This is a genomic window from Pseudomonas nunensis, assembly GCF_024296925.1.
GTDB classification, from domain to species: Bacteria; Pseudomonadota; Gammaproteobacteria; order Pseudomonadales; family Pseudomonadaceae; genus Aquipseudomonas; species Aquipseudomonas nunensis.
The window spans coordinates 2,216,494-2,231,949 of the sequence record NZ_CP101125.1; the positions used below are offsets into that span (position 1 = coordinate 2,216,494).

General features: G+C 61.9%; 1 protein-coding gene (only partly in view). It reads left to right on the forward strand.

Annotated elements, in window-relative coordinates:
- A protein-coding gene (locus tag NK667_RS09785; protein WP_063869670.1) for a non-ribosomal peptide synthetase crosses the window boundary here: on the forward strand, positions 1 to 15,456 show its 5' portion. Its footprint extends 13,452 nt past the window's final position; only the first 15,456 of its 28,908 coding nucleotides appear in the window; it begins with the start codon at positions 1 to 3; its stop codon lies off the right edge, out of view.

The window sequence follows — 15,456 nt, forward strand, 5'->3', positions numbered from 1 at the left end:
ATGAATCAACGTCTCGATCTGTCCGAAAGCTACCCGCTGACCGCCGCGCAGCGCGATATCTGGCTGGACCAGATGACCCAGGGCGATTCGCCCCTGTACACCATCGGTGGCTACATCCAGATCAAGGGCCGCATCGACCCCGAGCGTTTCCAGCGCGCCATCGAGTTGCTGATTCAAAAGCACGATGCCCTGCGCACCGTGCTGCTGCCCAACGTGGGCGAAGCGGGCGCGCCGATGCAGGCGCTGGCCGCCGCCATGGTGGAAAAGATTGAGCTGCAGGACTTTTCCGGTCACGCGGATCCCGAGGCCGCGGTGCAGGCCTGGATGCAGCAGCAGATCGAAATCGCGTTTCCACTGGATGGCCGTCGGTTGTTCCGTTTTCACCTGGCCAAGCTCAGCGAAACCTCGTTCTACTTCGTCGCCCACGTTCATCACCTGATCCAGGATGGCTGGGGCATCAGCCTGATGTTCGATTCGGTGGGCGAGCTTTACAGCGCTCTGGAGAATAACCAGCAGCCGGATCTATCGGCGCCGTCTTATGTGGAATTCATCCACGACGATGCGCGTTATCGCGACTCCCCGCGTTTCGCCCGTGACCAGGCGTACTGGCTGGAAAAATACCGCGACGTGCCGGAGCCGTTGTTCGTCGCGCGTTACCGCGACCAGTACCCGGATCGCGGGGCGCCGAGCCGCGTAGTGACCCAGCGTTATGCGCATTCGTTGAACGACCGCATCGACGCCTTGGCACAATCGCTTCAGGTCTCGCGCTTCCACGTGCTGCTGGCCGCGCTGTATGTCTATTTCGTGCGTACGCCTGAACGCGATGAACTGGTGATCGGTTTGCCGATCCTCAACCGTTCCAACGCGAATTTCCGCAATACCTTGGGTTTGTTCACCCAAGTGAGTGCCGTGCGTTTGCAGTTCAGCGATGAATTGTCGTTCGCCGAACTGGCGCAAGAAATCGCGCGCACCCTCAAGCAGGACTATCGCCATCAGCGTTATCCGCTCAGCGACATGAACCGTTCGTTGGGCCTGCGTCGTGATGACCGCGCGCAGTTGTTCGACCTGTCGTTTTCCTATGAGCAGGTTGACCATCAGTTCATGTATGGGCAGGCGCCGGCCAGTGTGGTCAAGAGTTCAAGCAACCATGAACAGACGCCGCTGACCATCCATATCCGCACCAGCCCCCACGATGAAACGGCGTGGATGCACTTCACCTACAACGAGGCGTATTTCAAGCAAACCGACGTTGAGGCGATGGTTAAGCGCTTCATGTATGTGCTGGAGCAGGGGTTGGCGGACGGCGCGTTGCCTGTCCATGGTTTTCTGCTGCCGACGCCGGAAGAAGTGCTGACGCTGCAAACCTGGAACGCTATTGAGACGCCGTATGAACAGGACCGCACGATCCATGGTCAGTTTGAAGCCCAGGTACTGGCGCAACCCGATGCGGTTGCAGTGGTTTACGAAGATCAACAACTAACCTACAGCCAGTTGAATGCCCGGGCGAATCAGGTCGCGCATCAGTTGCTGGCGCTGGGCATTCGCCCGGATGACCGGGTGGCGATTTGTGTTGAACGTGGTCTGGAGATGATCGTTGGTCTGATGGGGATCCTGAAGTCCGGCGCAGGCTATGTGCCGCTGGACCCGACGTATCCGCTGGAACGCCTGACGTTCATGCTCGACGACAGCGCACCGGTTGCGCTGCTGACTCAATCGGGTCTGCTTCAATTGCTGCCGGCACTGGAGGCCCCGGTGCTGTTGCTCGATCAGCTCGAGGCGTCGGATCTTCAGCACAATCCCGATGTTAACGTGCTGTCGCAGCACTTGGCCTACGTGATCTACACCTCCGGTTCGACCGGTCTGCCAAAAGGCGTGATGGTCGAGCATCGCAACGTAGCGCGGCTATTTTCAGCGACGCAAGACTGGTTCAACTTCGGCCCGCAGGACGTCTGGGCGTTGTTCCATTCCTTCGCCTTCGACTTCTCGGTCTGGGAAATCTGGGGCGCTTTGATTCATGGCGGACGCTTGCTGGTCGTCCCGCAACTGGTCAGCCGTTCGCCGGCGGATTGCTACGCGCTGCTGTGCGAAGCCGGCGTCACGGTGTTGAACCAGACACCAAGTGCCTTCCGCCAGTTGATTGCTGCCCAGAGCGACACGCTGCATAGCCTGCGGCAGGTGATTTTCGGCGGCGAAGCGCTGGAAACCGGGATTCTCAAGCCGTGGTACGCCCGCGAAGCCAACACCAAGACGCAACTGGTCAACATGTACGGGATCACCGAAACCACGGTGCACGTGACCTATCGCCCATTGACCGCCGCCGACGCGCAACTGGTCGGCATCAGCCCGATCGGCAAGCGCATTCCTGACTTGCGCCTGTACCTGCTCGATTCCCACGGCCAGGCAGTGCCAGTGGGCGTCGAGGGTGAGTTGTATGTCGGCGGTGCCGGTGTGGCGCGGGGTTACCTCAACCGCCCGGAACTCAACGCCACGCGGTTCCTGGACGATCCGTTCAGCGACACGCCACACGCTCGCATGTATCGCACCGGCGACCTTGGCCGCTGGCTGGCGGACGGCAACCTCGAATACCTCGGTCGCAACGATGACCAGGTGAAAATCCGTGGTTTCCGCATCGAACTGGGCGAAATCGAAGCCAAACTGGCGGCCTGCGACCACGTCCGCGAAGCCGTAGTCATCGCTCGTGAAGACGAACCGGGCGACAAGCGCCTGGTCGCCTACGTGATCGCAAAGGGCGGCGAACAACTGTCCGCCACCGAACTGCGCACCCAACTGCTCGGCGCCTTGGCCGAATACATGGTGCCGAGCGCCTTCGTGACCCTGGCCTCGTTCCCGCTGACCGCCAACGGCAAGCTTGACCGCAAGGCCTTGCCGACGCCGGATTCGGCGGCCTATGCCAGTCGTGACTATGAAGCGCCGCAAGGCGCGGTGGAAATCACTTTGGCCGCGTTGTGGGTCGAGTTGCTCGGTGTCGAGCAAGTCGGGCGCCACGACCGTTTCTTCGAACTGGGCGGGCATTCGCTGTTGGCGGTCAAGCTGATCGAGCGCATGCGTCAGGTCAACCTGAGCGCCGACGTGCGTGTGCTGTTTGGCCAGCCAACCCTGGCGACTTTGGCCGCTGCCGCCGGAGCCAGCAGCGGGATCGCCGTGCCGGACAACCGGATTCCCACCGATTGCGCGCGCATCACGCCGGACATGCTGCCCCTGGCCACCCTGCGCCAGGACGAGATCGATCGCATCGTCGCCACGGTGCCGGGCGGTGTGGCGAATGTTCAGGATATCTACGGATTGGTGTCGTTGCAGGAAGGCATCCTCTATCACCATCTGGCCACTGAAGTGGGCGATCCGTATTTGCTGCAAGCCACACTGCGCATGGGCAGTCGCGCGCAACTGGATACGTTTGTGCAGTCCCTGCAATCGGTGATCGAGCGCCACGACATCCTGCGCACTTCGGTGGCGTGGGAAGGGCTGGACGAGCCGGTGCAAGTGGTTTGGCGCGAGGCCCGGCTCGGCGCTTTCGAAGTGGCGCTGGACCCGAGTGAGGGCGACATCGCCGAGCAATTGCAGACCCGTTTCGACCCGCGTCACACCCGTTTCGATTTGCGCCAGGCGCCATTGATGCGTCTGCACTTCGCCGAAGACGTGGCCGGCGCGAGCTGGGTGGCGATTCTGCTGTTCCACCATTTGATCGACGATGCGACGTCGCTGGCGCTGCTCGGCCAGGAAATCGAAGCGTTCAGTGAGGGCCGTTCGGCACAGTTGCCGGCGTCGGTGCCTTACCGCAATTACGTGGCGCAGGTCCGGCTCGGGGCGAGTCAGGTGCAGCAGGAAGCGTTCTTCGGCGAGATGCTGGGGGACGTGGACGAGCCGACCCTGCCGTTCGGTTTGCAGGATGTGCAGGGCGATGGCAGCGGCATGGAAGAAGCGTCTCTGCCGCTGGAAGCCGAACTGGGCCAGCGTTTGCGCGCCCAGGCCCGGCGTCTAGGCGTCAGCAGCGCCAGCCTGCATCACCTGGCCTGGGGCCAAGTGGTCGGGCGTTTGGCCGGACGTCAGGACGTGGTGTTCGGCACGGTGCTGATGGGGCGCCTGCACAGTGGCGAGGATGCCGAGCGTGCCTTGGGCATGTTCATCAACACCTTGCCGTTGCGCGTCGATGCCGGTGATCAAGGCGTGTTGGCAGCGCTGAAAACCACCCACGCACGACTGGCCGCGCTGATGGGCCACGAACATGCACCGCTGTCCCTGGCGCAACGTTGCAGCGGCGTTGCTGCACCGGCGCCGCTGTTTAGCGCGCTGATGAACTACCGCCACGGCGCTGTCGGTGCGCAGGCGCCAAAAGATGCCGGCGATGCGCGACTCTGGGCGGGCGTGACGCTGCTTGGCGGTGAAGAACGCACCAACTTTCCGCTGTCGTTGTCGGTGGATGACCTGGGCCAATCGTTCGGCTTGACGGTGCAAGCCGTCGCCGGCATTGGCGCCCAACGAGTCTGCGGTTACATGCATACCGTGCTGGAAGCGCTGGTCGATGCGCTGGATCACGACACGAATACACCGCTGCACCACCTCGCATTCTTGCCGGAAGTCGAACGCCGACAGGTGCTTGAAGACTTCAATGCCTTTGACGCGAACTATCCGTCGGGGCTGATTCATCAGCTGTTCGAAGCGCATGCGGCGGAGCAGCCGGATGCTATCGCGGTGACCTATGAAGGCCAGCGCCTCAGTTACGCCGAGCTCAATCAGCGCGCCAACCAGATCGCCCATCGCCTGATCGAACTGGGGATTGGCGCAGATGATCGCGTGGCGATTTGCGTGGACCGCAGCCTGGAAATGATCGCGGGCCTGATCGGCATCCTCAAGGCTGGCGCCGGTTATGTGCCGCTGGACCCGGCGTATCCCGCCGAGCGTCTGACCTACATGCTGGATGACAGCGCGCCGAAAGTGCTGCTGACTCAACGCAGCTTGCAGGAACGTTTCCCGCAGCTGAGCGTGCCGGTGATGTTGCTCGACGCCGAGGCGGGTCTCAACGCGCAGCCGCAAACCAATCCCGATGTTCGTGAACTGACCGCGCAGCATTTGGCCTACGTGATCTACACCTCCGGCTCGACCGGTCAGCCCAAAGGCGTGGCCATGGCCCACGGGCCGCTGGTCAACCTGATGCAGTGGCAAATCGCGCAATCGGTACCGGCGCGCACTTTGCAATTCGCGGCTTTGGGTTTTGACGTGGCGTTCCAGGAGGTTTTCAGCACCCTGTGTGCGGGTGCCGAGCTGTCGCTGATCCATGCCGACACGCGCCTGAATTTCCACGCGTTGTTCCAGCATATCGCCCAGCAGAACATCGAACGCCTGTACCTGCCATGTGTGGCGCTGCAAGCCTTGGCTGAATCCGCGATCAGCGACGGTGCAACCGAACCTCTGGCCTGTGGGCTGCGCGATGTCATCACCGCCGGCGAGCAGTTGCGCATCACGCCACAGATCCGTGCTTTCTTCGAGCGTCTGCCGGGTTGCCGTCTGCATAACCATTACGGCCCGACCGAATCCCACGTCACCACCGCGCTGACGCTGCCGGATGATGTGGCGGCGTGGCCAATCTTGCCGGCCATCGGCTATCCGGTGGCCAACACCCGGATCTACTTGCTCGACGAACACTTGCAACCAGTGCCAGTCGGCGTGGCAGGCGAGATTCACATTGGCGGCGCCTGCGTGGCGCGGGGTTATCTGAATCGCCCTGACATGACTGCCGAACGGTTTATTCGCGATCCGTTCTACGCTGATGGGCGTCTGTACAAGACCGGTGACCTGGGTCGCTATCAGGCTGACGGCTGCATCGATTACCTGGGCCGCAACGACGATCAGATCAAGATTCGCGGTTTCCGCGTCGAGTTGGGCGAGATTGAATCGCGCCTCGGCCAGCATCCCGGCGTCAGGTCGGCGGCGGTACTTGCCCGTGAAGACAGCCCCGGCGACAAGCGTCTGGTGGCGTATTTCACCGCACAAACACTGGATACAGCGCCGGACGCTGATTCGTTGCGCGCGCATCTCCAGGCTCTGTTGCCGGACTACATGGTCCCGGCAGCCTACGTGCTGCTGGAAAAACTGCCGCTGTCGCCCAACGGCAAGCTCGACCGTCGCGCCTTGCCGGCGCCTGACGCCGACGCGTTTGCCAGCCGCGAATACGAAGCGCCGATCGGTCATCTGGAAACCACCCTCGCTAGCCTGTGGGCCGAGGTGCTGGGTGTGGCGCAAGTCGGTCGGCATGACCATTTCTTTGAACTCGGCGGCCATTCATTGCTGGCGGTGAAGCTGATCGAGCGCATGCGTCACGCCGGATTAAGTGCCGATGTGCGCGTGCTGTTTGGTCAACCGACCCTGGCGGCACTGGCTGCGGCGGTTGGTGGCAGCACTGAAGTGGTGGTGCCGGCTAATGGCATTCCGCTCGATAGCGCCCAGATCACCCCGTCGATGCTGACGCTGGTCACACTGAGCCAGCAGACGATTGATCAAGTCGTAGCGAAAGTCCCGGGCGGCGTGAGCAACGTTCAGGACATCTACCCGTTGGCGCCGCTGCAAGAGGGTATTCTTTACCATCATATCTCCGCCGAACAGGGTGATCCGTACCTGTTGCAAGCGTCGTTCGCCATGACCAGTCGCGCCCAGCTCGACGGGTTTGTGCAGGCGTTGCAGGCGATGATCGATCGCCATGACATTCTCCGGACCGCCATGGTCTGGGAAGGGTTGGATGAACCGCTGCAAGTGGTGTTGCGCCGCGCTCAACTGACCGTCGAAGAAATTGTCGTCGATCCTGCATTGGGCGACGTCGCCAAGCAATTGGGCCAGCGTTTCGACCCGGCCCACACGCGTCTAGACTTGGGCAACGCACCGCTGATGCACCTGGCCTGCGCCTGGGATGCGAGTCATCAGCGTTGGGTGGCGATTCTGCTGTTCCACCACATCGCCCTCGACCACACCGCACTGGACGTGATGCACGACGAGATGCTGGCGTACCAAAACGGTGAAGCCGAGCACCTGAATGCGGCCACGCCGTATCGCAATTACGTGGCCCAGGCTCTGCTGGGCGTGAGCCGCGAGCAACATGAACGGTTCTTCCGCGACATGCTCAACGACGTCGATGAGCCGACGCTGCCGTTCGGCCTGCATCAAGTGCAGGGTGACGGTCGCGGCATTCAAGAGGTGAAGCTGAACCTTGATCCGCTGTTGAGCCAGCGTCTGCGCACCCAAGCGCGGCTGTTGGGGGTGAGTGCGGCGAGCCTGCATCACTTGGCCTGGGCTCGGGTGTTGGGCCGCGTTTCCGGTCGTGATGATGTGGTGTTCGGTACGGTGTTGCTGGGACGGATGCAGGGTGGCGTGGGCTCGGACCGCGCCCTCGGGATGTTCATCAACACCTTGCCGTTGCGGGTGAAGGTCGGTGCGCAGGACGTGCGCAGTGGCGTGAAAGCCACCCATGCGCGGCTGACCGCGTTGCTTGGTCATGAGCATGCTTCGCTGGCACTGGCCCAGCGTTGCAGCGGGGTGCCGGCGTCGTTGCCGCTGTTCAGCGCGTTGCTGAACTACCGCCACAGTGCGCACCAGGACAACGATGGCGTTGAGCTGTGGGGCGGCACTGAAGTGTTGGGCGTGATGGAACGCACCAACTATCCGTGCATGTTGTCGGTGGACGATCAGGGCGAAGGCTTCCTGTTGAGCGTGCAGACAGCGGGCGCGGTGGATGCCTGGCGGGTCGGCGCTTATATGCAGACCGCGTTGGCGAGCCTGGTGGATGCGCTGGAGTTTGCGCCTGAATCGGCGGTGGATCAGCTGGATATTTTGTCGGCGGATGAGCGTCGGCAGGTGTTGATCGGGTTCAATTCCACTGAGGCGACGTATCCGCTGGATCAGACGGTGCATGGGCTGTTTGAGGCGCAGGTTGAGCGGACGCCGGATGCGGTGGCCGTGGTTTATGGCTTGGAGAGGTTGAGTTATCGCGAGCTGAATAGTCGCGCTAACCAATTGGCGCATCACCTGCGCGGGCAGGGTGTGAAACCCGACTCGCGAGTGGCGATTTGTGTTGAGCGCTCGGCGGAGATGGTCGTTGGGTTGCTGGCGATTTTGAAGGTGGGTGGCGGTTATGTGCCGCTGGATCCTGCGTATCCGCTGGATCGGATTGCCTACATGTTGCAGGACAGCGCGCCGGCTGTGGTGTTGGCTCAAGCTTCGACGCTGGGCTTGTTGGCCGACGCTTCGATGCCGGTGATCGATCTGGGTAGCGGCATTTGGCAGGACGAATCCGTCTCCAATCCCGTGGTTGAAGGGTTGACGTCGGCGCATCTGGCTTACGTGATCTACACCTCCGGCTCTACCGGTCTGCCGAAAGGCGTGATGATCGAACACCGCAACACCGTGAACTTCCTGACCTGGGCGCATCGTTCGTTTGACCATGCAACCTTGGCCAAGACGCTGTTCTCGACCTCGCTCAACTTCGACTTGGCAGTTTATGAATGCTTCGCGCCGCTGACCTCGGGCGGCAGCATCGATGTCGTCACTAATGTGCTGGAACTTCGCGATGACATCACGCTGATCAACACTGTGCCGTCAGCGCTGAAAGCCTTGCTGGAATCGGGCGGACTGAGCGCCAATGTGCACACGGTCAACGTCGCCGGTGAAGCGCTAAAACGCAGTCTGGTGGAGAGTCTGTTTGAACAAACCAGCGTGCAGCGCCTGTGCAACTTGTATGGTCCGTCGGAAACCACGACATATTCGAGCTGGGTATCGATGGACCGCCAGGACGGTTTCGCCGCGCACATCGGCAAACCCGTGGCCAACACCCAGTTCTACTTGCTGGATGAACACCAGCAACCAGTTCCTTTGGGCGTGCCGGGTGAAATCTACATCGGCGGCGCTGGCGTGGCGCGCGGTTACCTGAATCGCGACGACCTGACTGCCGAACGCTTCCTCAGCGACCCATTCCGGCCCAACGCCCGCATGTACCGCACGGGCGACCTCGGCCGCTACCTCCCCGATGGCAACATCGAATACCTCGGCCGCAACGACGATCAAGTCAAAATCCGTGGCTTCCGCATCGAACTCGGCGAGATCGAAACGAAACTCGCCCAGCACGCCGATATCAACGAAGCCGTGGTGCTCGCCCGCGAAGACGTGCCGGGCGACAAACGACTGGTCGCTTACTACACCGCGCCTGAAGCACTGGACATCGACGCACTCCGTCGCCACCTGCAAACGCAACTCCCGGATTACATGATCCCGGCGGCCTACGTCCATCTCGACAAACTGCCACTGACGCCAAACGGCAAACTCGACCGCAAGGCCCTGCCAGCCCCCGACCTGGACGCGGTCATCACCCACGGCTACGAAGCCCCCCTCGGTGAAACCGAAATCACCCTGGCGCGGATCTGGGCGCAAGTCCTCAACGTCGAGCAGGTCGGCCGTCACGATCACTTCTTCGAACTCGGCGGTCATTCCCTGTTGGCCGTCAGCCTGATGGAGCGGATGCGTCAGGCCGGATTGAGTGCCGACGTGCGCGTGCTATTCAGTCAACCGACCCTGGCCGCACTGGCGGCGGCAGTTGGTGGCGAAAGCAGCGAGGTCAGCGTCCCGGCCAACCTGATTCCATCCAACTGCGAACACATCACCCCGGCCATGCTGCCGCTGGTCTCACTGACTCAGGCTGCCATCGAACGCATCGTCGCCACGGTGCCCGGTGGTGCCAGCAACGTGCAAGACATCTACCCGCTGGCGCCGCTGCAGGAAGGCATCCTCTATCACCACCTCGCCGCCGAGCAGGGCGACCCGTACGTGCTGCAAGCGCAATTCGCTTTCGACAACCGCCAGCGTCTGGATGATTTCACCCAGGCCTTGCAGGGTGTGATCAATCGCCACGACATCTTGCGCACCTCGATGGCCTGGGAAGGGCTGGATGAACCGGTGCAAGTGGTCTGGCGCCAGGCCCAATTGTCTGTGGAAGAAGTGACGTTGGCCGCCGCAGAAGGCGATATCGCCGGTCAGTTGCGTGAGCGTTTCGACGCGCGTCACCATTGCCTGGATATCCGTCAGGCACCGTTGATGTGCATCCGCTTTGCCCAGGATGACCAGCGCTGGATCGCGACGTTGCTGTTCCACCACATGGCCCTCGACCACACCGCGCTGGAAGTCGTGCGCCAAGAAATGCAGGCGCACTTGCTGGGTCAGTCGGAGCAGTTGGGCGCGGCGGTGCCGTATCGCAACTACGTGGCGCAGGCACGCCTGGGTGTCAGCCGCGAAGAGCACGAAGCGTTCTTCCGCGCCATGCTCGGTGACATCGACGAGCCAACGCTGCCGTTCGGCTTGCAGGATGTGCAGGGCGATGGCCGCGATATCGAAGAGGCCAAGCAGTCTGTAGACGCGGCGATGAGCCGGCGTCTGCGGGCCCAGGCGCGGCAGCTCGGCGTGAGTGCCGCAAGCCTGGTGCATCTGGCGTGGGCGCAGGTGTTGGGTCGGGTATCGGGCCGCGAAGAAGTGGTATTCGGCACCGTGCTGATGGGCCGCATGCAGGGCGGCGAAGGGGCTGAGCGTGCCTTGGGCATGTTCATCAACACTTTGCCGCTGCGGGTCAGCGTGGGCGGCCAAGGTGCTCGGGCCGCCGTCAAGGCAACCCATGCGCGATTGACCGGGCTGTTGGGGCATGAACACGCGTCGCTGGCGCTCGCCCAGCGTTGCAGCGGCGTGGTCGCACCGACGCCGCTGTTCAGCGCGTTGCTCAACTTCCGGCATTCCGGCGCGGAACCTACGGCTTTGGGCGATTCTGCGGCCTGGAGCGGGATAACGGCGCTGGGTGGGGAAGAGCGTACGAACTATCCGCTGACGTTGTCGGTGGATGATTTGGGGCAGGGGTTCAGCCTGACGGTTCAGGCTGCTGCCGGGATTGGAGCGCAGCGGGTCGGTGCGTTTATGCAGGCAGCGCTGGCGAGTCTGGTCGAGGCTTTGGAAAGCACACCGGATGCCGCGTTGTTTGATCTGGCGGTATTACCGGTGGCGGAGCGTGAGCAGTTGTTGGTCGGGTTTAATGCGACTGAGGCTGTGTATCCGCTGGACGAGACGGTTCATGGATTGTTTGAGGCTCAGGTTGAGCGCACGCCGGATGCCGTGGCGGTGATTCATGGCTTAAACCAGTTGAGCTATCGCGAGCTGAATGAGCGGGCGAACCGGTTGGCGCATTACCTGCGCGGGCAGGGTGTGCGGCCTGATTCGCGAGTGGCGATTTGCGTAGAACGTAGTGCCGGCATGGTCGTCGGGTTGTTGGCGATATTGAAGGCGGGCGGCGGTTATGTGCCGCTGGATCCGGCGTATCCGCTGGATCGGATTGCCTACATGCTGCAAGACAGCACTCCCGCCGTGGTGTTGGCGCAAGCCTCGACATTGGGCTTGTTGGCCGAGGCGTCGATGCCGGTGATCGATCTGGATAGCAGCGTTTGGCAGGACGAATCCGTCTCCAATCCTGTGATTGAAGAGCTGACGTCGTCGCATCTGGCGTATGTGATCTACACCTCCGGTTCAACCGGTCTGCCGAAGGGCGTGATGATCGAACACCGCAATACCGTGAACTTCCTGACCTGGGCGCATCGTTCGTTCGATGACGCTACGTTGGCCAAAACCCTGTTCTCGACTTCGTTGAACTTCGACTTGGCGGTGTACGAATGCTTCGCGCCACTGACGTCCGGCGGCAGCATCAATGTCGTCACTAATGTGCTGGAACTGCGAGACGACATCACGCTGATCAACACCGTGCCGTCCGCGCTCAAAGCCTTGCTTGAATCCGGCGGACTCAGCAAAAACGTGCACACAGTCAACGTCGCGGGCGAAGCGCTCAAACGCAGCCTCGTCGAAAACCTGTTCGAACAAACCCAGGTTCAACGCCTGTGCAACCTCTACGGCCCTTCAGAAACTACGACGTACTCAAGTTGGGTATCGATGGACCGTGAAGAAGGTTTCGCCGCCCACATCGGCAAACCCGTCGCCAACACCCAGTTCTACCTGCTGGATGAGCACCAACAACCGGTTCCTTTGGGCGTGCCGGGTGAAATCTACATCGGCGGCGCTGGCGTAGCGCGTGGTTACCTGAACCGCGACGATCTCACCGCCGAACGCTTCCTTAACGACCCATTCCGCCCCAACGCCCGTATGTACCGCACCGGTGACCTGGGCCGCTACCTGCCAGATGGCAACATCGAATACCTCGGCCGCAACGACGATCAAGTCAAAATCCGTGGCTTCCGTATCGAACTCGGCGAGATCGAAGCCAAACTCGCGCAGCACGCTGACATCAACGAAGCCGTGGTCCTGGCCCGCGAAGACGTCCCCGGCGACAAACGCCTGGTCGCGTACTACACCGCGCCGCAAACCCTCGACATCGACGCACTCCGCCGTCACCTGCAAACCAAACTCCCGGACTACATGGTCCCGGCAGCCTACGTACACCTCGACACCTTGCCACTGACCCCCAACGGCAAACTCGATCGCAAGGCCCTGCCAGCACCAGACCTGGATTCCGTGATCACCCGAGGCTACGAAGCCCCAATCGGCGAAGCCGAAACCACCCTCGCGCAGATCTGGTCAGACGTCCTCAACGTCGACCGCGTTGGCCGCCACGACCATTTCTTCGAACTCGGCGGCCACTCTCTGCTGGCCGTCTCGCTGATCGAACGCATGCGCCAAGCCGGTCTCAGCGCCGACGTGCGCGTGCTGTTCAGTCAACCAACACTCACCGCACTGGCCGCCGCAGTCGGTAACAACCAAGCGGTCAACGTCCCGGCGAACCTGATCCCGGACAACTGCGAACACATCACCCCGGCCATGCTGCCGCTGGTCACACTGACGCCGGAAACCATCGAGCGCATCGTCGCCAGCGTCCCCGGCGGCGCGCGCAATGTGCAAGACATCTACCCGCTGGCGCCGTTGCAGGAAGGCATCCTCTACCACCACATCTCGTCCGAACAGGGCGATCCGTATGTGCTGCAAACCCAGTTTGCGTTCGCAACCCGCGCTCGCCTGGATGATTTCGCGCAAGCGCTACAACAAGTCATCAACCGCCACGACATCCTGCGCACCTCGATGCTCTGGGAAGGCCTCGACCAGCCATTGCAGGTTGTATGGCGCGAAGCACAGCTGATCCAGGAACAAATTCAGGCGCTCGGCGACGACGTTGCGGCGCAACTGCTTGAGCGTTTCGACCCAAGGCATCACCGCCTCGACATCACCCAGGCGCCGATGCTGCGTCTGGTCTACAGCCACGACGCCGCCAGCAACCGCTGGCTGGCGATCTTGCTGTTCCACCACATGGCCCTCGACCATACGGCGATGGAAGTGGTGCAGCACGAGATGCAAGCGTTCCTGCTGGGCGAAACCGAGCAATTGGGCGCGGCGATGCCGTATCGCAACTACGTGGCTCAGGCTCGGTTGGGCGTGAGCCTGGAAGAACACGAAGGATTTTTCCGCGAGATGCTCGGCGACGTCGACGAACCGACGCTGCCGTTCGGCTTGCACGATGTGCAAGGTGCCGGGCAGGGGATCGAAGAGGCCACGCTGGCGCTGGAAAACAGCCTGAGCCTGCGTCTGCGCAGTCAGGCACGCCAGCTCGGCGTGAGTGCCGCGAGCCTGGTGCATCTGGCCTGGGCGCAGGTGTTGGGTCGGGTGTCGGGCAAGGACGATGTGGTGTTCGGCACCGTGCTGATGGGCCGTATGCAGGGCGGCGAGGGTGCTGATCGGGCGCTCGGCATGTTCATCAATACCTTGCCGTTGCGGGTGAATGTCGGCGTTCAAGACACCCGCGCCGGGGTCAAGGCGACCCATGCGCGGCTGACCGGGTTGCTGGGGCATGAACATGCTTCGCTGGCCCTGGCGCAACGCTGCAGCGGGGTCGTCGCGCCGCTGCCGTTGTTCAGTGCGTTGCTCAACTATCGCCACAGCGGCGTGGCCGAAGCGATTTCAGCCGAGGCGATTCGTGCCTGGGAAGGGATCGATGTGCTGGGTGGCGAAGAGCGCACCAACTATCCGTTGATGCTGTCGGTGGATGACCTGGGTGACGGCTTCAGCCTGACGGCGCAGGCCAGCCTTGGCGTCAGTCCGCAGCGGGTTTGCGCTTATATGCGCACGGCGCTGGAAAGTCTGGTGGCGGCGTTGGAGCAGAAGGCTCCGGTGCCGCTGCACAGTGTGTCGATTCTGCCGCAGGATGAACGGGCGAAGTTGCTGGTTGATTTCAATGCGACCGAGGCGTCGTATCCGCTGGACGAGACGGTTCATGGGTTGTTTGAGGCGCAGGTTGAGCGCACGCCGGATGCGGTGGCGGTGATTTTTGGCCAACACCGATTGAGTTATCGCGAGCTGAATGAGCGGGCGAACCGCTTGGCGCATTACCTGCGTGGGCAGGGCGTAAGGCCGGATTCGCGAGTGGCAATTTGCGTTGAACGTTCGGCGGATATGGTCGTTGGGTTGCTGGCGATTCTGAAGGCGGGCGGGGGTTATGTGCCCCTGGATCCGGCTTATCCGCTGGACCGGATTGCCTACATGCTGGAAGACAGCGCGCCGGCGGTGGTGTTGGCGCAAGCTGCGACATTGGGGTTGTTGGCCGAAGCTTCGATGCCGGTCATCGATCTGGATAGCGGGATTTGGAAGGACGAATCCGTCTCTAACCCTTCGATTGACGGTCTGACATCAGCGCATCTGGCTTACGTGATCTACACCTCAGGTTCGACCGGTTTGCCGAAAGGCGTGATGATCGAACACCGCAACACCGTGAACTTCCTGACCTGGGCGCATCGTTCATTCGATGAGGCCACGTTGGCGAAAACGCTGTTCTCGACTTCGCTCAACTTCGACTTGGCGGTCTACGAGTGCTTCGCCCCGCTGACGTCCGGCGGCAGCATCAATGTCGTGACTAATGTGCTGGAACTGCGAGACGACATCACCCTGATCAACACCGTGCCGTCAGCGCTCAAAGCCTTGCTTGAATCCGGTGGACTCAGCAAAAACGTGCACACGGTCAACGTCGCGGGCGAAGCGCTCAAACGCAGCCTCGTCGAAAACCTGTTCGAACAAACCCAGGTTCAACGCCTGTGCAACCTCTACGGCCCTTCAGAAACTACGACGTACTCAAGTTGGGTATCGATGGACCGCGAAGAAGGTTTCGCCGCCCACATCGGCAAACCCGTGGCCAACACCCAGTTCTACCTGCTAGATGAACATCAACAACCGGTTCCACTGGGCATCCCCGGCGAAATCTACATCGGCGGCGCTGGTGTGGCGCGTGGCTATCTCAACCGCGACGACCTCACCGCCGAACGCTTCCTCACCGACCCCTTCCGCACCAACGCCCGCATGTATCGTACCGGCGACTTGGGCCGCTACCTCCCAGACGGCAACATCGAATACCTCGGCCGCAACGACGATCAAGTCAAA